The sequence below is a fragment of the Sphingobacterium sp. lm-10 genome, from assembly GCF_023554555.1.
In the GTDB taxonomy this organism is placed as follows: Bacteria; Bacteroidota; Bacteroidia; order Sphingobacteriales; family Sphingobacteriaceae; genus Sphingobacterium.
Genome location: NZ_JAMJWC010000003.1, coordinates 64,659 through 89,101 on the forward strand (window position 1 = coordinate 64,659; position 24,443 = coordinate 89,101).

At 42.4% G+C, this 24,443-nt stretch carries 23 protein-coding genes; 14 read left to right on the forward strand and 9 right to left on the reverse strand.

From position 1 onward, the window contains the following. The first annotated feature begins 150 nt into the window (after positions 1 to 150). The 4 genes from M8998_RS14920 to M8998_RS14935 all read left to right on the forward strand — a co-directional run bounded on the left by M8998_RS14920 (position 151) and on the right by M8998_RS14935 (position 3,733). Positions 151 to 1,284, forward strand: a complete 1,134-nt coding sequence (locus M8998_RS14920) for an aldo/keto reductase (protein ID WP_249994251.1) — start codon at positions 151 to 153, stop codon at positions 1,282 to 1,284. Next, positions 1,281 to 1,721 (forward strand): DoxX family protein, encoded by a 441-nt coding sequence (locus M8998_RS14925; RefSeq protein ID WP_249994253.1) that lies wholly within the window; start codon positions 1,281 to 1,283, stop codon positions 1,719 to 1,721. Before M8998_RS14920 ends, M8998_RS14925 begins: the two co-directional genes overlap by 4 nt. Before the next feature lie 60 nt (positions 1,722 to 1,781). Then, positions 1,782 to 2,483 (forward strand): hypothetical protein, encoded by a 702-nt coding sequence (locus M8998_RS14930; protein WP_249994255.1) that lies wholly within the window; start codon positions 1,782 to 1,784, stop codon positions 2,481 to 2,483. Positions 2,484 to 2,548: 65 nt separating this feature from the next. Next, positions 2,549 to 3,733, forward strand: a complete 1,185-nt coding sequence (locus tag M8998_RS14935) for a class I SAM-dependent rRNA methyltransferase (RefSeq protein WP_249994256.1) — start codon at positions 2,549 to 2,551, stop codon at positions 3,731 to 3,733. A 19-nt stretch (positions 3,734 to 3,752) separates the two neighbouring features. Here the strand turns inward: M8998_RS14935 and M8998_RS14940 are convergent, their stop codons facing one another. Both M8998_RS14940 and M8998_RS14945 read right to left on the reverse strand, forming a co-directional pair. After that, on the reverse strand, positions 3,753 to 5,054 hold the full coding sequence (locus M8998_RS14940) for an AI-2E family transporter (RefSeq protein WP_249994259.1): 1,302 nt from the start codon (positions 5,052 to 5,054) through the stop codon (positions 3,753 to 3,755). 72 nt (positions 5,055 to 5,126) lie between these two features. After that, entirely contained in the window at positions 5,127 to 5,879 is a 753-nt protein-coding gene (locus M8998_RS14945) for a TrmH family RNA methyltransferase (RefSeq protein WP_249994261.1), read from the reverse strand. Between the two features lie 6 nt (positions 5,880 to 5,885). Here M8998_RS14945 and tamL point away from each other — a divergent pair, with 6 nt between their 5' ends. Beyond that, the gene (tamL, locus tag M8998_RS14950; RefSeq protein ID WP_249994263.1) at positions 5,886 to 8,237 is read left to right on the forward strand and encodes a translocation and assembly module lipoprotein TamL; all 2,352 of its coding nucleotides are present in this window, start codon (positions 5,886 to 5,888) and stop codon (positions 8,235 to 8,237) included. On the opposite strand, the gene M8998_RS14955 is transcribed toward tamL, so the two are convergent. After that, entirely contained in the window at positions 8,234 to 8,764 is a 531-nt protein-coding gene (locus M8998_RS14955; RefSeq protein WP_249994264.1) for a hypothetical protein, read from the reverse strand. The two genes, tamL and M8998_RS14955, sit on opposite strands and share 4 nt — an antisense overlap. 324 nt (positions 8,765 to 9,088) lie before the next feature. Between M8998_RS14955 and serS the strand changes: the two genes are divergently transcribed. Beyond that, complete coding sequence (gene serS, locus M8998_RS14960) at positions 9,089 to 10,360, forward strand: serine--tRNA ligase (RefSeq protein WP_249994274.1); 1,272 nt, start codon at positions 9,089 to 9,091, stop codon at positions 10,358 to 10,360. A 103-nt stretch (positions 10,361 to 10,463) separates the two neighbouring features. On the opposite strand, the gene M8998_RS14965 is transcribed toward serS, so the two are convergent. The 5 genes from M8998_RS14965 to M8998_RS14985 form a co-directional block, all read right to left on the reverse strand. After that, entirely contained in the window at positions 10,464 to 10,802 is a 339-nt protein-coding gene (locus M8998_RS14965; protein ID WP_249994275.1) for a hypothetical protein, read from the reverse strand. Between the two features lie 134 nt (positions 10,803 to 10,936). Next, positions 10,937 to 11,662 (reverse strand): class I SAM-dependent methyltransferase, encoded by a 726-nt coding sequence (locus M8998_RS14970; protein WP_249994276.1) that lies wholly within the window; start codon positions 11,660 to 11,662, stop codon positions 10,937 to 10,939. A 6-nt stretch (positions 11,663 to 11,668) separates the two neighbouring features. Next, positions 11,669 to 12,838: a nicotinate phosphoribosyltransferase gene (gene pncB, locus M8998_RS14975; protein ID WP_249994277.1), complete on the reverse strand. Its 1,170-nt coding sequence runs from the start codon at positions 12,836 to 12,838 to the stop codon at positions 11,669 to 11,671. 136 nt (positions 12,839 to 12,974) lie between these two features. After that, on the reverse strand, positions 12,975 to 14,411 hold the full coding sequence (locus M8998_RS14980) for a DUF6600 domain-containing protein (protein WP_249994278.1): 1,437 nt from the start codon (positions 14,409 to 14,411) through the stop codon (positions 12,975 to 12,977). Between the two features lie 208 nt (positions 14,412 to 14,619). Further along, positions 14,620 to 15,624: a coiled-coil domain-containing protein gene (locus M8998_RS14985; RefSeq protein ID WP_249994279.1), complete on the reverse strand. Its 1,005-nt coding sequence runs from the start codon at positions 15,622 to 15,624 to the stop codon at positions 14,620 to 14,622. A gap of 455 nt (positions 15,625 to 16,079) precedes the next feature. On the opposite strand from M8998_RS14985, the gene M8998_RS14990 reads away from it, so the two are divergent. Genes M8998_RS14990 through M8998_RS15010 form a run of 5 tightly spaced genes read left to right on the forward strand, consistent with a single transcriptional unit; the run spans position 16,080 to position 19,642 of the window. Further along, positions 16,080 to 16,838, forward strand: a complete 759-nt coding sequence (locus M8998_RS14990) for an MlaE family ABC transporter permease (RefSeq protein WP_249994280.1) — start codon at positions 16,080 to 16,082, stop codon at positions 16,836 to 16,838. Positions 16,839 to 16,842: 4 nt separating this feature from the next. Next, positions 16,843 to 17,616: an ABC transporter ATP-binding protein gene (locus M8998_RS14995; RefSeq protein ID WP_249994281.1), complete on the forward strand. Its 774-nt coding sequence runs from the start codon at positions 16,843 to 16,845 to the stop codon at positions 17,614 to 17,616. 8 nt (positions 17,617 to 17,624) lie between these two features. Next, positions 17,625 to 18,638 (forward strand): MlaD family protein, encoded by a 1,014-nt coding sequence (locus tag M8998_RS15000; protein ID WP_249994282.1) that lies wholly within the window; start codon positions 17,625 to 17,627, stop codon positions 18,636 to 18,638. Positions 18,639 to 18,656: 18 nt separating this feature from the next. Next, a complete protein-coding gene (locus tag M8998_RS15005) occupies positions 18,657 to 19,343 on the forward strand; it encodes an RluA family pseudouridine synthase (RefSeq protein ID WP_249994283.1) in 687 nt (228 codons plus the stop codon). 41 nt (positions 19,344 to 19,384) lie between these two features. Next, positions 19,385 to 19,642, forward strand: coding sequence for a CAMCR motif-containing small membrane protein (locus M8998_RS15010; protein ID WP_502957377.1), 258 nt, complete (start codon positions 19,385 to 19,387; stop codon positions 19,640 to 19,642). A gap of 22 nt (positions 19,643 to 19,664) precedes the next feature. On the opposite strand, the gene M8998_RS15015 is transcribed toward M8998_RS15010, so the two are convergent. After that, positions 19,665 to 19,955 (reverse strand): DUF4286 family protein, encoded by a 291-nt coding sequence (locus M8998_RS15015; protein WP_249994286.1) that lies wholly within the window; start codon positions 19,953 to 19,955, stop codon positions 19,665 to 19,667. Between the two features lie 131 nt (positions 19,956 to 20,086). Between M8998_RS15015 and M8998_RS15020 the strand changes: the two genes are divergently transcribed. The 3 genes from M8998_RS15020 to M8998_RS15030 are packed head-to-tail and all read left to right on the forward strand — an operon-like array spanning position 20,087 to position 24,377. After that, positions 20,087 to 21,982, forward strand: coding sequence for a S9 family peptidase (locus M8998_RS15020; RefSeq protein WP_249994287.1), 1,896 nt, complete (start codon positions 20,087 to 20,089; stop codon positions 21,980 to 21,982). An 11-nt stretch (positions 21,983 to 21,993) separates the two neighbouring features. After that, positions 21,994 to 23,655: a sensor histidine kinase gene (locus M8998_RS16310; protein WP_249994288.1), complete on the forward strand. Its 1,662-nt coding sequence runs from the start codon at positions 21,994 to 21,996 to the stop codon at positions 23,653 to 23,655. A 14-nt stretch (positions 23,656 to 23,669) separates the two neighbouring features. Next, positions 23,670 to 24,377 carry a response regulator transcription factor gene (locus M8998_RS15030; protein ID WP_249994289.1) on the forward strand — a complete coding sequence of 236 codons (708 nt, stop codon included), beginning with the start codon at positions 23,670 to 23,672 and terminating at the stop codon, positions 24,375 to 24,377. The last annotated feature ends 66 nt before the right edge of the window (positions 24,378 to 24,443 follow it).

Consider the following 24,443-nt stretch of genomic DNA (forward strand, 5'->3'; position numbering starts at 1 on the left):
AATATCTTTTAAGGGTAGGTATTTTAGAAATACACGAAGTCATTTTTGCCATTTTTTCATTTTGATACGAAACTATTAAGCGGCGCATCCGTTTATTAAGAGGCGCATTGTTTTGCGCTTTGTTCATCATAGTCCTAGATAGTACCTCTTATGAAAAGACGCAATTTTTTACATCATACAGGAATGGCATCTGCCGGAGTGATGGCTTCTTCCTTATTCGCCGGTGGCTCACCAATACCTGCAGATGCAAACAAGGTCTCCTCCTCTGTTTCTGCTATTAAGAAAGGAGCCTTTTCTGCGAAATCTGGTTTGGGAGGCGTAGCGATAGGCAATGGATTTCAACCACACACCGATTTGAAAGCGTTGCAAACTATGGAATCTGCCTGGAATACGGGTGTAAGGCATTTTGATACCTCGCCTTGGTATGGGCTAGGAATCAGCGAACGCCGGATGGGCTTGTATCTGAAAGATAAGAATCGCGCCGATTTTATACTATCTTCTAAAATTGGTAGAATACTGCACCCCGAAGATAATTTCCAGCTGGAGAATGGTCTGTGGAAGGGAAAGTTGAACTTCCGTTATGTGTATGATTATTCTGCTGCAGGAGCAAGGAAAAGTGTAGAAGATAGCTTGCAACGACTGGGTGTTGCATCTTTAGATATTGTCTATATCCATGACCTTTCTCCCGATAATGACGATTTTAAGGGAGACTGGGAAAAGCATTTTCAAGAGGCAGCAAAGGGCGCTATGCCGGAGCTGACGAAAATGCGAGAGGAAGGCTTGATTAAAGGTTGGGGATTGGGAGTTAATACCATTGAACCGATTTTGAAAACCTTTGAAGTGGCGGATCCTGATGTTTTTCTATCTGCTTGCCAATATTCTTTGATGCTGTATGAAGATGCTTTGAACAAGGTGTTTCCGATAGCGGCAGAGAAAGATGTCAAAATAGTTGTCGGCGCCCCATTATCTGCCGGGTATCTAGCCGGTAAGGATCGCTATTTGTATGGGGGTAATGTGCCAGCGGGTATGGCAGAACGACGTGCCGCATTGATGCGCGTAGCTTCGGCACATCAAGTTGATCTGCGCACTGCTGCTTTACAATTCTCCGCTGCCCCTGAAGTGGTTTCCGCCGTTATTCCGGGAGCTAGCACAGCAGCACAAGCGTCGGCCAATGCGGCATCGTTTGCAGCGGAAATTCCTATTGCATTTTGGGATGAATTGAAACAGGAAGGGCTATTGGCAGAACATACTCCAATACCCACCACAAATAAAATAATAACATGATGGAAAATGTAAAAATCAGCTTTTTCTTTCTTCGACTTCCCATTGCGATCTCACTGGCCGGTCATGGCTTAGTTCGCCTACCCAAATTGCAGGAATTTGCGGATGGTATGGTGTCTAACATGGAAGAATCCATTCTTCCTTCTGCGGCGGTGCTGGGATTCAGCTATTTTATCCCTATTGCAGAAGCTATTATCGGGATCGTATTGCTGTTGGGTATACAAGTCCGCTATACCATTTTTGCCGGACTGGCTTTGATGGCTCTGTTAACTTTCGGAAGCAGCACAATCGAAAATTGGTCGGCTGTAGAATCTCAATTGATACATGCGGGATACCTGATGCTATTATTTTGGTATTGGTCTGATAAACATGGTACGACATCTCATCATGCTGGTGTGGTGAGTGGTTTTCGAACTTCCGAATCAGACCGTGCAGACTAGTTAGATTTAAGTGCTTTATCTATTGAAAAAGCCGTATTTTTGACGTAAATATAATAGGCAATGAAAAAAGTAGGGTTTAGTATAGCAATCTTGATGACCGCGCTAAGTGTCTTACCGGTATTCGCACAGAAAAAACTGGCGGTACTAGACTTTAGCGACGATCTGTGTATATACAAAGGTTATTACGATGCGAATAAGTATACGGAAACGGTCTTGAAAGATACCTATTTTTTGAGTCGGGCAGCCCTGTATTTTGATGGGGATAACCTGGAAGAATTGAAAAGTAGCTATGATACATTGAAAAATCAGTTCTCCAGCTTGAAAATAGTACAAACACCGGATTTTATTATGGCTCGAGACTCTATGCTTCGCTATTTAGAGGAATCTTACGATATTCAGCAAATACGGGTAGGGGCGGCGGATGATCCTAAATGTTTAAAAGGGAAGTTTGAAAACAATAAACAGGTACAGCAGTATGTGACAGCATTAGTAGATGGCGGAGACGTACTGTTGAAGGAGTATGGCCAACTGGTAAAGGAACAAATGGAAAGAAACGCCTACCCTGAAGCCTTATGGAAAAAATATGAGGCCAATATGAAGCTAGATCATCGGCAGGAGATAGCCTTTGACTATGTGCTGACCTATGGTTGGTGGAATCAGGTCAATGACTTAATCTATCATTATGATAATGATGGCACATTAACCGAAAAGTTTTACGAGCTGTTTGAACGGGTGGTGACGGTAGATTGCGATGAGGTTTAAAAAAGATATCCTACCTTTGCCGACTAAATAATGGCATTGCGTTGAGCGGTCAGGTAGCGGTAGGTATGAAAAAAGTTATTCTTCACAAAACAAAAGACAAAGCTGCATGGCAGCTACATCCATGGATTTTCTCGGGAGCGATCGCTCAAAAAGATAATGAACTGCAATCTGGTGAGTTGGTTTCTGTATTTAACGCAGAACGAGAGTTTATCGCCTATGGTATGTTCAATCCGGTTTCCCGCGTTGCCGTACGTTTGCTGGAGTGGCATCCAGAACGCGTGCCAGATGCCGATTGGTGGCGCAACCGCGTGCGAAAAGCGGTGGAAGCTCGGCGCCACCTGCTGCATGATACTAACACGACCTGCCGACTACTATTTGCAGAAGCGGATTTTGTGCCGGGATTGATCGCCGATTTGTATGGTGACTTTATCTCGATCCAAGTTCATGCAGCCGGAGTAGATCAGATCAAGCATCTTATCGTGGACGAACTGGTGCAGCTCCTCTCCCCAAAAGGAGTTTACGAGCGCAGCGATATTAAATCCAGAGAATACGAGCAACTACCCGACGATAACGGCGTACGGTACGGCGAAATACCGCCCGAATATGTCGAAGTCGTTGAAAATGGAATCCGCTATCACATCAATATCGTAGAAGGACAGAAGTCTGGTTTCTACTGCGATCAACGAGAAAATAGACGTTTGGTATCGCAATTTGTATCTGACAAATCCGTATTAGATTGTTTCTCTTACTCCGGTGGCTTTACTTTAAATGCCTTGCAGGCTGGTGCTACACATGTCACATCGGTAGATAGTTCTGCCCTGGCCATTGCCACCTTAAAAGATAATATCCAGTTGAATGGGTTCGATGCATCCCGAAATACACCAGTGCAATCTGATGTGAATAAATACCTTCGCCAATTGGGTGAGGAAGGTCGGAAATTTGACCTTATCATACTAGATCCGCCGAAATACGCGCCATCCAGATCTACTTTGGAAAAAGCATCGAGAGCCTATAAAGATCTCAACAGACGCGGTCTTTTATTGTTAGAGAGCGGAGGGTTGTTAGCTACCTATTCCTGCTCCGGCGCGATGGATATTGATACGTTCAAACAGGTTCTAGCTTGGGCAGCACTGGATGCGGGTAAGGAGATTCAGTTTATTCATCAATTTCACCAACCAGAGGATCATCCGGTTCGGGCATCCTTTTCCGAAGGAGAATACCTGAAAGGTTTATTAGTCAGGGTAGTCTAAAACGACCACCCTGATTTATTTATTTTTGTGAATTTGGATCGGAGTCCAGATCATCACTTTTTGGAAAATCCTGCTTTGGATTTCCGACTTTACGCTCGACGGCTACCGTATTCACCTGAGATTGCTCGGTAATTTCTTTGCGTTTGTCCACCTCCACTTCAGCGACTTCTGTTTCGATAATTACTTTCTTTTTCTTGACTTTTGGCTCACGTACAATGCCCCATTTCATCAGCAACTGTTGGGTAGAATTACGTTGTAAATGCATTTTTTCTGGTTCGCCAATCAGAAAACCATAGGCTTCCATAGAAGGAATCGCATCGAAGATTACTTTGATCGTAGCCACCATCGGTAAGGCCAGAATAAGACCGGCTAAACCAAAAATCATACCGCCCAATAAGATCGCAATAATCGCCATCAACGGATTGATGCTCACTTTGCTGCCTACAATGTTTGGTGTAATGATATTTCCTTCGAGGAATTGCACCACTTGAAACCAAGCAACCACACCGATCGCGTACCATGCACTATCTTTAGTAGCTAAAGCAAACAATGCCGGAAGAATCGATCCGATCGCAATACCGATGTATGGTAATAACATGAGTAAGGATGCCAAGGTGCCAAAAAACCAAGCGTAGTCAATACCTAAAATCATCAAACCGATGGTATTCAATACGGCGACAATTCCCATCACGGTAATCAAACCTAAGAGGTAACTCTGAACGACATCGTAAATACGATCGAGCGTGTCATGTACTTTTTGCTTAGGTACGGAATGAAATGCTTTGAAGAAAAATTCGCGGAAAAATACGCGATAGTACAATAGGAAGAACGTAAATAACGGGACCAAAACGGTAGCCGCTAACATACTGCCGATCGAACCAAAAGTAGATGACAGCATACCGCCTACATTATCCATGGCCTTGTCGCCTTGCTCGCGCAACTGCGCCATTACTTGATTACGTTCTATGCCAAACGTGTTTTGCAACCAAGCTTCGGAGTTCTCCAACACAGACATGACTTTGCCAGTGATTGCGGAAGCATCTCTGCCAATGACAATGCTTTCATACACAATAAACCAACCCAAGCCAGACATGATAACAATGGCGACAATCACCGACAAAATCGCGGAAAAAGCTTTACCCAAACGCAATCTTTCGAAGAGCCGTGCAAGCGGATATAGCATGATTGATATCAAAATTGAAAATAACAAGGGCAATACCACACTACTGGTGTAGTATAAAATTGCGATGATAAGAATCATAGCCAGCAGACTACTTGCTAAGGACATCGAATAGGTAGTCGATTTTTTTTGATTTTCCATGTTTACTGTAAGGCCTAATTAGTGTAGGTAAATATATCCCCACGATATATCCATCTATTAACCGTTAATTACTTAGAATGTTTGCTTTCTGCGTGCAATTTCGGAACAAAATACCGTAGCAGCAACAGCAACATTTAGTGATTCAGCACGCCCGAAAGAGGGGATGGTGACTGCCTGCGTAATATGTGGTAAAATGGTTGGGCGAATGCCATTGCCTTCATTGCCCAGAATAATCATTCCCTCCTGTTTAAAATCGGTTTCATAAATAGAATTACCGGCTAGTAATGCGCCATAAGAGGGGATCGTGGTTTCTTTGATTAGTGCTTCAATATCCATATATATGATCTGCATACGAGCCAATGATCCCATGGTTGCCTGCACGACTTTTGGGTTGTATACATCCACCGTATCTAACGACGCAATAACCTGGGTGAATCCAAACCATTCGGCCGTGCGTACAATGGTTCCCATATTGCCTGGATCTTGTACATCATCCAAGATCAGGCTGTGCTTGCCCGATAATTGTTCGGTGGAGATCCTTTCGCTCGATGGAATCTTTACCAAGGCCAGCGCACCCTGAGGATTAGTTAAGAAGCTAACTTTTTTTAATTCCTCTTCATTAACAGATACAAGCTTTATATTTTGAGGGATTTTGTTCAATTTTGCAGCGGCAGATGAGGTGGCAAATATCATATTTACCTCGTAGGTAGAGTCGACAAATTCTAAAATTGATTTTACCCCTTCCACACAAAATAGACCATGTTGTCTACGAAACTTTTTATGTTGCAGCGAAGTAATTAAACGAATGAGCGATTTTGATAACATGGCAGGATGATAAGATATCAGACGTATATTCTAGGTGCAATAATAACGCTTTTCGCAATAATATCCACATCTTGCCGATCAGCGAAATACCTGGACGACGGCCAGGCATTGGTCAAAGATGTCGATATCGTGGGGGTGCCCTCCGGCTTGCGGGAGTCTGCCTCGCTGTATGTATCCAACGATATTCGCCCCAATTCCCGCTTATATCTCCAGATATATAACCTTTTCAATACGAAAAATGGACGCTATAAGACCGAGGGAATTAAAAATGTCGGCGAACCTCCTCGTATTCTGGATTCGGCTATGGTGGATCTTTCGGCCAATCAAATACAGCGTTTTTTGAATACGAATGGCTATTTTGATGCCGAGGTTACTCCTGATATCGAAATCAGAAAGAAGAAAGCTTATATTGATTTTCGAGCAGATATGGGTACTCGGTATCATATCTCGGAAATAGACCGCAGTTTTTCCGACGAGAAAATCGAAAATATCTATCAGACAGAAATATTGCCTCGTACACAAGTGCGTATTGGTGGCCCCTATATGGAACGTCATCTGTTTGACGAACGGGAACGCATGTATGTAGCCATGAAAAACCAAGGCTACTATGAATACTTACGACAATATATGCGTGTGGGTGTTGACACGATTGGCCGTCAAAATCAAACCAAACTTTTAATTGATTTCACCAACCCCGATTCTGCGCGTCATCAAATTTTTCATATCAATAATGTGTTCGTACGTATCCGTCAACCGGATGGCCTGCCTGAGGTGCAAACAGAAAGCAAGCTGGATACGTCTCGACGCATACAATTCGAAGATGAGACCGGTAAATTCCGCTTAAGACCACTGGCTCGCTACGTCTTTCTGCGCAAAGGAATGGCCTACAGCCTAAATCGTGAAGAACTTTCTTATAACAGATTATTCGAAACAAATGGTTTCCGTTCTGTAAAGATCAACTATGAAAAGATCGACTCGACTTTACTGGATGTGCATTACGAGCTTACGCCGCGTCCTGCGATGAGTAACCAGATCGAGGGAGAGTTTGTGTTTAGCTCAGGTATGAGTGGTTTCAATGTGGCCAACACCTACTCACATCGTAACATCTTTGGAGGGGCGGAATTGTTGGAAATTCGAACGCGTTATGGGATCCTTTTCGATCCGAGATTGCCTGGTAGCATTACCGATAAAATCTTTAATAATGACTTTCAAATCGGTGCGAGCATCGTCTTTCCACGTATCTTGACACCCTTTCGGGTGCGTAGTGTAGGATCGTATGGCTTGCCACGTACTACCATTTCATCCAGTTTACAGCTATTCTTCCAAGATAACACATACTCCAATCGGTACCTGATCAATACCTTAAATTATTCCTGGCATCAGGCAGAAAACATCTTGCATAGTTATACCCCAATTGTGTTGGAATATCGGGAAGGACGATTAAATGAGACCTTCAGCCAGCGGCTCCGTGATCAAGGATTTCAGCTGTATGTGGAGACCAATGACCGACAGTACTTTGGTCTGGGTTCTCAATATGCAATTACCTACAATGGCAACAAGCTCAACCGGGTAGAGAACTTTTCTTTTTTGCGAGGTATGGTCGATGTAAGCGGCAATACGTTGGGATTATTGAGTAACCTATTCAATTTTAATACCGATGAGCAAGGTCAGCGACTGGTGTTCAATGTTCCTTATTTGCAATATATCAAAGGTGAGGTAGATTATCGATTGTACCGGCATTTAGGAGGCAATCGGCAATTTGTGTTTCGCTTAAATGGTGGCGTTGCGGTGCCGTATGGCAATAATTCTACCTTGTTAATTTTTGAGAAGAGCTTTTTTGCCGGAGGGATGAATGGTATTCGTGCCTGGCAGGCACGTACTTTGGGTCCGGGTAACTATAGTCGGGAAGGACTGACCGAAGATCTGCGGGTCAACCTGCGTAACTTGGATCAATTGGGAGAGGTGAAGCTGGAAACGAATGCAGAATTCCGTTTTCGGATCTTAAATAAGTTTTTGGGGGCACGGCTTAATGGTGCTACCTTTCTGGATGCCGGTAACGTATGGCGCCTGCGCGAGCTTACTCCCAACCTCAATCCGGGTGGAGAAATTCGGTTCGATAGATTTTTCCAGCAAATTGCGCTGGGTACCGGGTTTGGATTGCGGTTCGATATGAATTATTTTACCATCCGGCTGGATGCCGGAATGAAAGTAAAGGATCCACAATTTTCCGGATCCGACCAGTGGGTAATTCAACATTTGTTTAACTCCCGGGAATTCAGGGCTGCTTATTTTGAACGGCATCGACCGGATCGCTACAGCTTTATTCAATATAATTTTGGGGTAGGAATGCCGTTTTAAAGTAATCCGCGCAGACCGAAGAAGAAGCTTTCAAACAGTTGAGAAATATCCAATCCTTTGGAGAAATGCAAATAACCATACACCAGGGCGACCACTACAAATACAACCAGTAAACGCTTAAAGGCATAGGCAATCAACAAAACGGCAATCGGCAATACTACTAAGGTTAGCCCATTTACCTTGTAGGGGCTGAGGCCATTATCTGTTTTTCGGATAAAATAAAATTTGCCAACCTCGTTGTCTTGATTTTTGTGCTTGAAAAATACAAAGGTGGACGATTCTATGGGATCAGCGATGACAGCCACACCATCCCGAAAGTTCAAATTTTGTTGAAATCCATTGACAGAAAACAGGAAATTTCCTCGTATTCTATCGTCCGCTCTTTCTGTGGTATCTACTGCGATAATAGCTAGTTTTCCATTCTGCGATAGATTCTCTTTGACGATAAAGTCCCGAATAGCTTGGGGTTGAGCAAAGAGATGCGAACACAACGAAGTCAAAAAGAAAAAGAGGAAGTAACGAGTCATTGTTAAACTGTTTGTAGGTACAAGTATAAGCAAAAAGCGGCTCACCTTTAACAAGAAAACTAATCCACCAAGACGGCCGTGCCGACGTAGTGAACAGAATTTGTTCTGTTATTTAATAGCGTCATTTTAGATAAATAGCCAATTCTTATGGATATGTTCATATATATTTAAAATTTGACAGTTTATTTTAGACATTTGTAGTACGATTTTCCGCGCCATCTAATAACAAATCATGACCATTCTATTTGCGTAGACAAGATTAGGGCATTCGTTTGAGATAAGGAAAACATATTTTAACAAGAAAAACAGTTTATATACATATTTATGTTGCAGATCAGTTATATCCGTGAAAACAAGGATGAGGTAATCGCAGGATTGCAGAAGAGAAACTTCAAAGAGTTGAATTTGATAGATGATGTAATCGCATTAGACGAATCGCGTCGTACCCTTCAAGGCAACTCGGAAGCGATAGCTGCCGAAGCGAATTCTTGTGCCAAGCAGATTGGAGAGCTGATGCGACAAGGTAAAAAAGAAGAAGCGGAAGCGATCAAAGCAAAAACTTCTGGCCACAAATCGCAGCTTAAGGAATTTGGCGACGAGCTAGTTCGTGTGGAGCAGGAGTTACATGATAAGCTGGTGCAATTGCCGAACTTACCACATACCTCCGTACCGATTGGCACATCTCCAGAAGAAAATGAGGTGGTATTAGAGCACGGCGAGATCCCGAGCTTAGGAGATCATGCGCTTCCCCATTGGGAACTAGCCGCAAAATATAAATTGATTGACTTTGAACTGGGCACGAAGATCGCTGGAGCAGGATTTCCGGTATATACGGGTAAAGGGGCGCGTTTACAGCGTGGTTTGATCAATTTTTTCTTAGACGAAGCAATGAAAGCGGGCTACCACGAGGTGCAGGTCCCTCATGTAGTGAATGAGACTTCAGCTTATTCTACCGGTGCCTTGCCAGATAAGGAAGGGCAAATGTATCATATCACCCAAGACGATTTGTACCTGATCCCTACGGCGGAAGTACCTGTCACCAATATTTACCGCGATGAAATTGTAAAGGAAGAGCAATTTCCGATTATGAATTGTGCTTATACACCATGTTTTCGTCGAGAAGCGGGTTCTTATGGCGCACATGTGCGCGGTTTGAATCGCTTGCACCAGTTTGATAAGATAGAGATCGTACAAGTGGTGCATCCGGATAAATCGTATGACACGTTGGAAGAAATGAGTACCTACGTACAGTCGTTATTGCAAAAGTTAGAGCTTCCATACCGAGTATTGCGACTATGTGGTGGAGACATGGGATTTGCATCGGCACTTACTTATGATATGGAGACTTATAGTACAGCACAACAACGCTGGTTAGAAGTGTCTTCTGTGTCCAACTTCGAAACTTTTCAATCTAATCGTTTAAAAGTACGCTTTCGTAATGGGGAAGGTAAAATGACTTTGGCACATACCTTAAATGGTTCGGCATTAGCATTACCACGTATTGTAGCTACATTGCTGGAGAATCACCAAACAGAAAAGGGAATAAAAATTCCCAAAGTATTGGTCCCTTATGTAGGATTTGAATACATCGATTAGTTTATTGCCCGAATAAAGTGGATACAAGAATTAAACAAATCAGGGGGTGTAATTTTCATTACACCCCCTGATTTGTTAGATAACTAAGTTGATATTATTCGTATTAGTCTTCTTTTTGTTCCTTCACCCACGCCTCATACTGTGTTTTCTGCTCATCAGTAAGTAGCGCTTTTAGTTTTTCATGCTTCTCTTTTTTTCCAGCCTTCAAACGATCTTTTTTAGCTTCTTCTGTTAATGTTTGATCTGCTTTTAAGGCATGTTTTTCCTGTACGCCTTCTAAAATAATTTGATGTACCGGACCTTGTTGCTCTGGTGTCAACTGTAATTTCTCGGTTAATTCAGCCGATTTTGCACGTGCTTTTTCTTCTGGACCTACATTCTGTGCAAATGTTAATGCTACTGCGAATAATAAACTAATACCTGTTAAAAATAACTTTTTCATGATTTCTCCTTTTTTATGTTTGTGTTTTTTGAATACAATTACTTAATGACTTTCATCTATATAGAACGTCGTAAGGAGGATTATGTTTCTATTTATAACTTATAGTTATGTATTTTAACGTTTGTTAACAATTGTTACAAGAAAAGATTGTCTGGTTCTTTCGGCTTAGGCTCCATCCGCACCAGATACTGATCGTGATCGTCCTCAAAAAGTATTTGTACAACCCATCCTTCTTCATTTGCGATCGTAATCAGCGTTTGTTGATCCAGATAAAGCCAAGGGAATTCGGTACCCATCTGGCCGTCATATTCATATTGATAGTTGATCTCCCCGAAATAGTGAGCCGGTCTTTCAATCTCAAAGTCGTTATATAAGTAGGAAATGTCTGAGGTGTCAAACAACAACTGTCCACGATCGCTCAATAAAGTTTTGCTATGTTGGAGTAATGCGCGAAATCCAGCTAGTGTTCCTGCAATACCAATTCCGTTCATCAAAAACAAAAGGGTATCATAGGTGGCGTTTTTATGTTCGAAGAAATCTGCCTGCAAAATGTCGTGTACACCGCGCTGCTGCATAACGCCTGCTGCTAAAGAAGAGATTTCCAGACCGGTGACGGCAAAGTTCTTCGATTGTAGATACAAGGCATGTGCGCCTGCCCCAGCTCCAACATCTAAAACGTGGCCATCACAAAGGGCCAGCGCAATGTGTTCCAGTTCGGAAAAGTCATCTTCCGTGCGAAAAAAAACATCAACAGGCATCTCGTCGGTATCGCCATAGCTAGTGTGTAGATATAGCGGTTGCCTGTTTGGCGATTGATGGTACACTGCTAATAGTGCGTCACCATAAGGATCGTATTCCATAAAAGCTTAATGAATGTTCAGTACGTGCTTTGCCAGCGTGATTTCGTTTTGATCTCCGGTATGCTTAAAGAGTTCGTCCGATAATTTGATGACCGGTGTCCACTCGCCTTCATCAGGAAAAGCTTCGGTCATCTTTAATACAATATTCATCCTCGGAAGGCCAACATCATTGGTAAAGTCTGTGCCAATACCAAAGGAATGTCCGATCTTTCCGCGACAGAAACTAACGATATGTGCTACTTTCTCATAATCCAATCCATCAGAAAAGATAATCGTTTTGGAAAGTGGATCAATACCTTTACTTTGATAATGTTGAATGGTTTTGGTAGCAAACTCAATGGCATCGCCACTGTCGTGCCGAACGCCATCAAAGAGCTTAGTCAATTTCTTATCGAATTGCTTAAAGAACACCTCCGTGGTGTACGTATCTGATAAGGCAATACCCAGATCGCCTCGATACACCTCAGACCAATGCTCCAAACCGAGGAGATTGGCCATCTTATATCCATATTTTGCTGCATGAAACATAAACCACTCGTGGGCGTGTGTGCCAATTGGGCGGGTTTCATATTTCATGGCAAAATGCACGTTGCTCGTGCCAATGAAGGTGGGAGAGGGATGTGCTTGCAAGGTGCGTATCACCAAGTCATGTACATCGTAGGAATGCCTGCGTCGGGTACCAAAGTCGGCAATAGTAATATCTAATGCATCGTATTTCGTAATCTTTTCACGTACAATTTTAACAACTTCCTCGTCAGCGATTCGTTGCTGTTCCGTCATTTGGTAGTATAATTCGCAGATCAGTGACATAATCGGCACTTCCCACAAAATGGTACGGTACCAGTACCCTTCGATATGTATGTCGAGCGATTCTCCTTCTTGTCTGATCACTACCTCGTCGGGATCATATCGATAACCTTGGAGAAAGTCGAAGTACACTGGATCAATATATGGGCATCGGGATGCAAAGAAATTCTTTTCGGTGCGGGTAAGACGAAGTTGAGCCATTTCATTGACTTTCTCTCGTAATTTATCACCAAACCCAGGAGGATAGGCATGTTTACCACGATTAATCAGTTGGTACCTAGCTCTCGCCTTGGGAAACAGTTTAACGACAGCGAATTGCATCGTAAACTTGTAAAAATCATTGTCCAATAGGGAAGATATTCTAGGCATGTGCGTTGTAATTATTACGAGTGGTGAAAATAATAAATACTTTCGACTTTAAAGATCTGGTAAAAGAAAGCGGGAAAGAACATGCTTTCCCGCTTATTGATAAATAAACAATTAAATAGAAAATTTTTATAGATGCCTATCTGCCAGCTCTTCCTGATCCTGCTCCCCGTGATGATGAGGAACTCTCCGAACTCCGGCTCTGTGCACTACCGGAAGAGCTGCTACTCGAACCTCTGCTCGACGAACCGCTGGAAACAGTAGATCCACGATCGGATGTACTAGCACGTGGTGCTGATGACCGTGCAGGTTCAGACCTAGAAGAAGATCCGCGACTGCTCGTAGCAGGAGCAGCACTTGATGACGACCGCTGTTGCGGCACCGTATTAGCCGCTGCACGGCTGCTTCCTTGGTTCTCCGAACGAGCTGGAGCTGCCGCTCTCTCTCGAGTAGCCGGTGCAGATTGCGATCGTGTTGCTCGCTCCGATGATGATCTCGGGCGGGTGGCCTGCTCTGCAGGACGTTGCGTAGTGTTTGCCGTTCCTCGTGAAACCGTTGTGCCACTCGCTCTTGATGATGAGGTAGCTGTTCCTCTGCTAGAAGAGGTCGCCGCTCTTCCACTAGATTCCCGGTTTACGTTGCCGCTGGTGGTTCCTGCCGCTCCGCGTGAAACCGTTGTGCCACTCGCTCTTGATGATGAGGTAGCTGTTCCTCTGCTAGAAGATGTCGCTGCTCTTCCACTAGATTCCCGGTTTACATTGCCGCTGGTGGCTCCTGCAGCTCCACGTGATGATGTGCGAGCATTGGAACTTCCGCGACCCGATGCTGCCGCACGGTTGCTATTAAAGAGACCATTATTTCCATTCGGACGATCTGGCCTATATATACTTACCGTTCTGTTGGATACACCACGTGCACCCGGACGATCGGTGTAAGCTACCTGATTTACTCTGATACGGCTACCTAGATTTCGCTCCATATTGCGAACGGACGGCCCACCATAGTAATGATTATTATTTACGATATACGTATTATTTATAACCGTGGTACGGTTAAAAATGCCACGTTGTCCTCGCGACCAATACCGGTTCATATTATGTGCATGAATGCGACGTGTGGGTAAGAAAATCCAAAAATCAAAAGGTACACTGGTCGCTACATATAACCTTGGGCTCATTGGTGCCCATCCATAGTATCCACCGCCATTACGCCATTCTACCCAACCTGGTCCCCATTCGTATCCTGGAATCCATCCCCAACCTCTGTAAGGGGTGTGTACCCAACGGCCGTAATGAAAAGGTGCCCATCCCCAGTCGTAGTTGGAAACCCAAGTATTGCCATACTCAGTCATGGTCCAATATCCGTCTGTACCGTAAGGCATAAAATCCCGACCTACTTGAGGAAACCAAATGTCGCCATGCTGTGGATCATTGGTCCAGTGTCCGTAAGGAGAAAGCTCATTGTAGAAAACATCGAATGAGATTCGGCCCTGTGCAAAAGATCTATTGGTGGGCAACACACTTAAAAGTGTTGCTACAATCGTCACCAAGAATGTGGATGTTAAGAATCGTTTCATAGCCGCAAGTTTTATGTTATCATTCGTATTTATTATTATGACTGCATAATAAATTCTAGGTTTAATTTTGAAAATTGATTATTGAGATTTGCCAGGTATCGGGCAAAGGTAAAATAATATGAATTGCACCTAAAAAGGCGTCCGGAGAGGACGCCTTTTTTGCTTACTGCGATGTATTATAGTTTTGTGATTTCTTTCGCTTTTAAATCTATAGCATTCGGCGGTTACCATACTGTGCAGCTCTTTTATTGTTTGCCAATATAGCACCTCCTATTGTCGCTGCGGCTCCCAATAGTAGCGCAAAAAATCCTAGAATTGCTGCTTTACCAACAGCATCTGTTGCTTCCTCGCTAATTTTTTCAGCTTTCTCGGCCGCCTGTTGTGTAGCTTCGTTGATCTTTTGTTTTATATTGTCTGCTGCTTCAGCCCAATTAGAGACCAATTCCTTCGATTCCTCTTTGGTTTTATCAGTACGTTCTGAAATTATATTAGCCAAAGCCTCTTGATCAGCCGCAGATAAAATGTCTTCTTTCAGGTCGAATAGCTTATCAAACAGAGATTCCGCTTCGCTATCGATCTTATTTGGATCCTGAGCTACATTGCTGGAGGCTTTGCCTACCTCATCAGTAGCCTTGTCTACCTTTTTTTCAATGTTTTCTGGCTGTAAATCTTTCTTACCTGTTTGTCGAAGCATAGTTAGCGCTTCTTCTTTCAAGTTTTCCAAATCCTCGCCATCCAAGTCAATTTGATCGCCGATAAAAGAGGTTACCTCGGGGGCGGCTTCCTCCACAACACTACCTACTGCAGATGCACCCTTGCCAATAACAGTACCTATACCACCCATAATATTGCCGATTGAAGAAGTGATAATATACAAGGAAAGAAGTGTAAATAGACCCCATGTCACAGCACCGTGTAAAATGTTGTCGATCTTATCATAACTTGAAGATAGCCAACCGGTGACCAATCCTCCCGTGAACAGGGCTATCAGCACAGAAAGTAGCCACCATATAGATGCTCCGGTGCCATACCCATTAAAGGGTGAATCGTCTGTAGTCGGTGAAAAGGTGGAAAGACCTATCCCCAAACCAAGTAAAGAAAGTAAAAATTGTACAATGATGGCTATCAGGACGCCGGCGAATATAGCGCTCCAAGATAATCGTCTCAAACCATTGCCTGAGGATGTTTGTCGTGTGTGTTGTAGTTCTTCCATAAAATGTGAAATTTTCAATAGTTATGTGTAATAGTTTTCAAATGAGACAACACTACTATTTAATTTTTGTTTCTGTACGATATATGAAGATCCATTTATTACTTGAATTAACTAAAGCAAGGTGTAAATAAAAAAATATATTCTAGAGGTTGTTTTATTGCATAATTATTATGCTTTTATGCAACTGTATTTAATGTAAAATAACTAGTCCGAAAGGGGAAGTATAGACAAAATAAACTGCTTAGCTGCCGACGCGAAGAATTTGATTTTCAAGTCAATGTAAGGCCTTGATATAGTTTAATGGAGTTCCTCGAAACAATCCCTCAACGTCAGCAATCCTTGGCTGAATTTTTGTGTAATGCAATATTTGAATGACAGGATGAACCAGAACTAAAAAGTTTGTAGCTTTGACCTGTTTCAAAAATAAGTCAGTACTAGAAAAACAACTCATTTCCATGGGGAGCAAGTTAAAGGTGTTGTTATTAGAATTCGCGAAAATCCATCGTTTTCTGATGCGGTTTTTCCGAGAAGTGGTCAGTCCGCCATTTGAGTTCAGAGAAATTATTCGCCAATGTTATGAGGTGGGGTGGAAGTCATTCCCGCTAATAAGTTTGACGGGTTTTATCGTGGGCTTTGTATTTACAAAACAATCCAGACCTTCTTTGGAAGAGTTTGGTGCATCGTCTTGGTTGCCCGCGTTAATATCAATTGCTATTGTGCGGGCATTAGCTCCTTTAGTTACTGCGTTAATCGCTTCTGGTAAGGTTGGTTCGCAAATTGGTGCAGAGCTTAGCTCGATGAATGTTACCGAACAAATCGATGCCATGGAGGTTTCCGGAACCAATCCTTTCAAATTCTTGATCGTAACACGCATACTTGCGACGACTTTCATGATTCCGATACTGACGTTTTATGTTGCGGGTATTGGTCTTTTCGGCGGTTATCTCAGTATTATTTCTAAAGAACAGCTCAGCATGTTGAGCTTCCTCAATCAGGTATTCAATTCAATCACGATGATCGATATTTTTGCAATGTCGTTTCGTGCATTAGTCTTTGGTTTTACCATTGGTTTTGTAAGTACCTACGTGGGCTTCTTCTCTTCGAAAGGCACAGAAGGTGTTGGTAAGGCCGCCAATAGTGCTGTAGTAGCTTCCATGTTTATTGTATTTATTGAGGAGTTATTGATTGTCCAGGTGTTAGCATTAATCGGATAGAGACATGGAGAAAAAAAAGGTTGCTATAGACCAGCAAGATGTGGTTATTCATGTAGATAATGTCAGCAAATCTTTCGGTAATCTGCATGTTTTGCGCAATGTAGACCTGAAACTGTATAATGGCGAAAATTTAGTCGTTTTAGGACGTTCTGGAACGGGGAAATCTGTGCTTATCAAGTTGATTTCGGGCTTATTGATGCCAGATGCTGGTGCAATACGTGTGCTGGGACAAGAAATTACTGATCTATCCGAGAAGGAACTACAAAAGATGCGTTTGCGTATTGGTTTCTCCTTTCAAAATAGTGCGTTGTACGATAGTATGACCGTTCGGGAAAATCTAGAGTTTCCGCTCGTTCGCAATAAGCGAAATCTGACTAGAGCCGAGATAGATAAGGAAGTGGAAAATGTATTAGAAGGTGTAGGGCTCTCTCAGGCTATCAACCAGATGCCCTCTGAACTTAGTGGTGGTCAGCGAAAGCGAATTGGCATCGCCAGAACCCTAATCTTACGGCCAGATATCATGATGTATGATGAGCCCACAGCAGGGTTGGATCCAATCACCTGCTTGGAGATCAATAATTTAATTAATACGGTACAAGAGCAATATAAAACATCCTCCATCATCATTACACACGATTTGGCTTGTGCCAAACAGGTGAGTGATCGGATGGTCATGTTGCTGGACGGACGCTTCGAACGCCAAGGTACGTTCGATGAGATTTTTAATACGGATGATAACCGTGTTAAACCATTTTATGATTATAATTTTATAATGTAGTAATAGCTATGAGCAATACAACAGACACAAAACGTTCCCTGATAGTCGGCCTATTTGTTTTTATTGGCTTGATTATTCTAGTTGCCGGAATACTGGTATTGGGTACACAACAAAATAGATTTAGCAAGAATATTGAAGTGACCACTTATTTCCATGATGTGAAAGGGTTGAAGGTGGGCAATAATGTGTGGTTTTCGGGTGTAAAGGTCGGTATCGTAAAGCAAATTGCGTTTGAGAGCGTAGAAAATGTACGTGTAGTCATGCATATTGAAGAGAAATCCAGTCAATATATCCGAAAAGATGTACAGGCTTCGCTGGGATCTGACGGCCTTATCGGTAATGCAATTATCAATCTGGAAGGTGGAACTGCCGCCGCACCCGCTATCGTAGATGGCGATCAGATCAGCTCCAAGGCTACCGGTGGTGTAGAAGCGATGTTGCAAACACTACAGATCAACAACGAAAATCTCTTGGAAATAACGAAGAACTTTGCCTTACTGTCGGCGAATCTGGTTGAAGGCAAGGGATCTGTTGGTGCTTTATTGGCCGATGAATCCATTGCGAATTCATTGAAGGCTTCGTTAGCCTCTATGCAAAGCGCTATGAACGGTGTAGATCGCAGTATGAAAAATGTGGTGACGCTCACCAATAAATTAAATAGTGACAATGGGCTAATCCATGATTTAACAACTGATACGGCAGTTTTCGCCAGCTTACGTGCTTCTGCATCACAGTTGCAGGGCGTTACACAGACAGCCAGTGCATTAATGGTCAATTTAGATCAGGTATCCAACCGTCTGAATGAGAAGGACAACGCCATTGGTGTGCTCACCAATGATCCTGCTGCTGCGGAAGAGATTAAGCAGATTTTAAGAAATCTGAATCTGAGTACAGAGAAACTGGATGAGAATATGGAGGCACTGCAAAGCAACTTCTTGTTGCGCGGATTCTTTAGAAAACGTGCGAAGGCCGAAGAAAAAGCACGTCAGGATTCCATTAAAAATATTAATAGCGGTCGATAAGAAGAGGTAGCAGCGTACATGGGAATTTCTGATAAAGACGTTATATATGAAGACAATCATCTGATCGCTATTAATAAGCGTGGAGGTGATATCGTCCAGGTAGATGTAACAGGAGATATCTCGCTAGAAGAGATGGCCAAAAACTACTTGGCAAAAAAATACAATAAACCCGCTGCTTTTTTGGGTGTCATTCATCGCTTGGATCGCCCAGTCAGTGGGATGATCCTATTCGCCAAAACAAGTAAGGCATTGGATCGTATGAACCGCTTGTTTCATGATAGAAAGGTACAAAAAAGTTATCTCGCTGTGGTGAGAAACCAACCCCCAGATGAAGAAGCGAAATTGGTGAACTGGTTGTTACGTGATCGTAAAAAGATGATTACGAAGGCATATAATCGTGAGATTAAGAATGGTAGCCGAGCAGAGCTGGATTATAAAGTGATTGGAGAGTTAAATGGTTTTTACTTATTAGAAGTAAAGCCACTGACGGGGCGTACACATCAGATTAGAGCGCAGTTGGCCTATATGGGCTGCCCAATAGTTGGAGATAATAAATATGGCTATCCGAGAGGGAGCCATCAACGAACCATTTGTTTGCATTCGCGTTCTTTAACCTTTGATCATCCTGTGAAAGACGAGCCAACACGTATTGAGGCAGCTCTTCCAGTAGATGGATTTTGGGAAAAGTTTAATGCGTTGCTATAATCTGATTCCGCTAACTCTATTTAATTACTTACTTTTGTAGTATGGTTTATATCAGGCATTTCGTTCTGGCGTTGATTTTAACTTTCGCCGTATCGTCGATCATACCGCTTCGCGGAAACGCACAATGCGCCATGTGTACACTAAACGCTGAAAATAGTACTAAAGAAGGCAATACACAAGGCAAAGGCCTCAATGATGGCATTCTTTTTCTATTGGCGATGCCCTTTATTATCGGCGCAGGTGTAGGGATTTTGTGGTACAAAAAATTTCGTGTGAAGCCTCAAAGTAAGTTTCTCTAATAGCTCATAAGCGGCTTTTAACCTACAGGTATTGCATGGTACTGTCGAATAAAAAAGCGCGCTCTGCGTGGTGAGTCGCCAAGTAGTTTTGCAGCTCCGGCATGTATTGGGCTTTAAAATTCTCTAACGCATCTTGATCGCTAAATTTTACCTGTAGGCAATAGGTATGTCCCTCGTGTGGTGAATCCAACATCGTCAGAAATTGCGGGTTGTGATTTAAAGAAAGAGCTGGTAGATACGTCGAATTGATCCAGTTTAAGGTGTCAGCATGTGCGGACTCTTCCAAAATAATAGATATGTTATACAAATACATACTGCAAAATTAACGTTTTTTTGTGACGAACATTCTTCGAACAGTAACATTCCCTTCCCTGTAAAATTAAAGTTGCATAACGGTCAAATCATTAAATAATTCCAATATTTGAAAATGTGCTGCTGGAATCTATGAATTTTAGATATAAATACATTAACTACATCCTTTTATCTTTCTCGCTTTTTTTACATGCGTGTGGCTCCGGGGTGGAGCAAAATGAAGTAATCCCTGTCGAAGATTTCATATTTAAATCCGAGCGCAGCAACTTTAAGCTGTCGCCAGATGGAAGTATGATTGCCTATTTGGGCATGCATGATCATTGCAAAAACATATTTATCATGGATTTGGAAGATGATGATAAATCCAAGCAATTGACCTATCAGGATGATCTGAATGTGCAGAGTTTTCATTGGGCTAATGATAGTACCATTGTATTTTCGAATTCGCATTATTTCGATGATGTCTTGCGTCTATTTGCGGTAGATGTCGCTACAGACTCCATTCAGCAGCTGCTTGAGCCTGTCAGAAGCCGATTAAAGTTTACACAGCCTATTCGCGATTATCAGGGCGCTATATATGCGTCTATCAACATGCGCGATTCCAGCGTCTTTGATCTATACAAAATTTTTCTAGATGGGCGCACGCCTGAGTTGGTGTATAAAAATCCTGGTATGATCACTTCGTGGATACCTTCGCCAGATGGTGTCGTACGTCTTGCACTGACGAGTGATAGTGTGCAAGAATCAATTTTGTACCGAGCGAATGAACAACAAAAGTTTGAGGAGATCGCGGTGTATGACTTCAAGACATCGGTGAATCCGCTGGGGTATTTAGGAGAATCTACCCGTTCGGTCGTAGCGATGTCGAATCAAAATAGAGACAAGTTTGCGATAGTGGAGTACGATGTTTCTACCGGAAAAGAAGTGCGGGAGATTTTTGCTGATAGTGATGTAGATGTTAATAATGAAGGGTATTCGCATCAATTGCATCGACAGCTTTTTGCAACAACCAGTGCCTGCAGAAAAAATTATACATTTTTTGATTCCAACCTGCACAATACCTATAAAACTGTACAGCAGCACTTCAAAGGTTATGCCGTCGATTTCTTGGATATGGATCCATCCCTGCAACATTTTATCATTCGTGTATACAGCGATGTGCGACCAGGAGAAGTATATTACTACAATAGCAGCAAAAATCAATTCACACAATTGATGACGGCATTTCCTGGTCTTAAGGAAGCAGATATGCTGCCTATGGAGCCTGTGAAGTTCAATGCGCGGGATAATAAGGAAATCAATGGATTTATTACCTATCCAAAAGGAAGACATAAAAATTGTCCTCTCGTAGTGCTGGTGCATGATGGTCCAAGTCGTCGCGATGATTGGGGCTTTAATCCAGAAGTGCAATTTCTGGCCAATCGAGGTTACGCTGTTTTTCAAATCAATTACCGCGGAACGATGGGCTATGGTAAAGCATTTTGGTCTTCCGGATTTCGGGAGTGGGGAGGTAGGATTCAGTCTGATATTACAGATGGCGTAACCTGGCTAATCCATGAGGGTAAGGCAGATAAAAATCGGATGGCTATCATGGGTACCGGCTTTGGGGGCTATTCGGCCTTACACGCGGCTAGCTTCAATCCATCTATGTACAAATGCATCATCTCTTCTTCCGGGTATAGCAATCTGTTTACTTACTTCAAAGAGATTCCGCCGCATTTAAAGCCTTACGTACAGATGTATTATCAGATTATTGGTAATCCAGAGCGTGAGGCAGAGTTCTTTAAGACGATCTCGCCATTGTTTCATGCCGGCAAGGTGAAAAAGCCAGTCTTATTTTTTCAGGGAGGAAAGGATAAATATACGTCTGTGACGGATGCGAATCAATTCGTAGCCCGTTTAAAGCAAAATAATGTTCCTGTGCGCTATATCTTCAAGGAAGATGAAGGTCGCCGATTTAAAAGCGAGGAGAATATGACCTTGTATTTTCAGGAAGTAGAAAGCTTTCTGAAACAATACTTACATTAAAAAGAGACCACGTGCCACAACCTGTTGTTCGCTATCAGAAAAATTTTGGTTTGCTGATTGCCTTTCTGGCTATGGTGACCGTCTTGTACGTAGTAGCCGTTGGTCTGGCCCGATCTACCATTGCCAATCATGTGGAATCGGAGTTTTATAATCGAAAGACCGATGTGTTCGATGCTACGATTAAGCAATTCAATGATTTTTTATACAATGGAATACCCGAATTGTCCTATTATCAGGGTTTTTTGGATTCTACACAGGCTCGGCAATTTGCAGAACAGACGCTGCGTAAAAATCCTTTCGTAGAAGAAGTCGTTTTCTACGATGTGACCATCACCAACTCCAAAATGATGAGTCGGGGCGTACGTTATCGCGATAATTTACTCTTCCACTCAAAGGCTATAATTAGTTTTGGACTGGATAGCGACTATCGGCTTAGGAGTAATTCCAATTTTCAGGAGAAACCGGATCCGTATGGAGGTGACTTTAATAATGCAGCGATCAAATTTTTTGATTACATAGCGAAGGTGAATGAATCCACCACGTTGACTGAAGACGAAATCTATCGTGTCTTTTATTCGTTCTCACCCGGTAAAATTGGCTACTTAAATATCCCACGCATCAGTGACCTGTTGTTGTACAAGGCTTTACTGCTCAATGATAGCTTGCCCGACGCGTTCTTTGAGCAAGATATGTTTTTGTTCCGCATCAATCCGCAAAAATTACGGCTTAGGAACACACAGCCCAGGTATTACGAAAAGATATCGATCACTCCCTTAACCGATCCGGCAGCGATGGAGGAAAAGACGTTTTATACCACCGAACTGCCCTTACCGGGTGCTTTGTCTGATTTCAAGATTAAGTTTGATTCTTCACAAGAGTTTATTTCCAAAGAAATCTATCGTTGGCTCATACCCGTCGTACTCGGTATTTCCTTTTTATACGTTGTCTTGTTGTCCATTATTTATTTAATCTATCGTAATATTAATAACAACAATCGATTGTATCGGCTGCAATATGATTTTATCAATAACCTGACGCACGAATTCAAGACTCCTGTCAGCGTAATTAAGATCGCGGGTAATAATATAAAAAGCGCGCAAAAAGTAAGTGATGAAGAGCGCTTTATGTACGGTCGTATTCTGGATCAGGAAGCAGATAAGCTTAACAACCTGATGAATAAATTGTTGTCTTATGCGCAGATTGAGAACAAATCTATACCTTACAAAGGGGATTGGATTAATTTGCACGACTTTTGCGATGAGATATTCAAAGCATGCCGTATCAAGTACAATGATATCAGTCTTACGTATCACATTAATGTCAAAGATGAGTTGTATACGGATCCTGTTTTGCTGGCTTCTGTATTTCACAATCTTGTAGACAATGCTTATAAATATTCAGAAGCAGGTAGTCGCTCCATTCATGTTGAAGTGGAGCAGACTAAGAAAAGCTTTGTTATTGTATTTAGTGACAAAGGAATCGGAATTGCAAAGGGCGAATTAAAAAATATATTTAAAAAGTTTTATCGTATAAAAAACCAATACAATCAAGGAGGAAGCATAGGTCTTGGATTAGCATTTTGTAAAGAAATCACCGAGTTTATGGGAGGAGAAATCCGAGTAGAGAGCGTGTTGGGTGAGGGTACTATATTCACATTGACCTTCCCAAAATAAAAGTAAGAGATCACATGGAAAAAGAAATAACAGTAGCCGTTGTAGAAGACGATGAAAACCTACGGTTTTTAGTAAGCCATAGGTTGCAAACAGAAAATTATCAGGTGTTGCAAATAGCAGATGGCCTCGAAGCCGAGAAAATTATCCTGTCTAAGCAACCTGATATCGTGTTGCTAGATTGGATGTTGCCAGGTAAAGAAGGAATCGAGGTATGCGAGGCTGTGCGCAAAGCTGGGTTCGAGAATATCATTATCATGATGACGGCCAAATCGCAGGATGTAGACAAAATCGATGCATATAGCTACGGTGTAAGCGATTACATTACCAAGCCATTTAATATGGACGTACTGGTTGCTATGATCGAGAATAAGGTGCGGTTTTTTGTGCCTAAATCTGGTGCGGAGGTATATCACTTTGGACAAACAGAGCATCACCCCAATATCCACTCTTTAGTGCGCGACGGAAAGAAAATTGAATTGACTATTTTGGAAAATCGCATCTTGTTACATTTCCTACGCAACAAAGGTAAAGATGTAACACGAGATGAGTTGATGGAGGCTGTATGGGGATATAGCTCTAACGTGAATACACGTACCTTGGACATGCATGTGGTACGTTTGAGAAAGAAAATAGAGAAAAATCCAGATAAACCGTCTTATTTGCAGACCGTGCGAGGATTGGGTTACAAGTTTGTAGACGACTTGTCCGAAATTCCAGATTAAATTTGCTTTTACAGATACAGATCATTATTTTCGTGATAATGAGCAAGGCCATGTTGTCCTCTAATG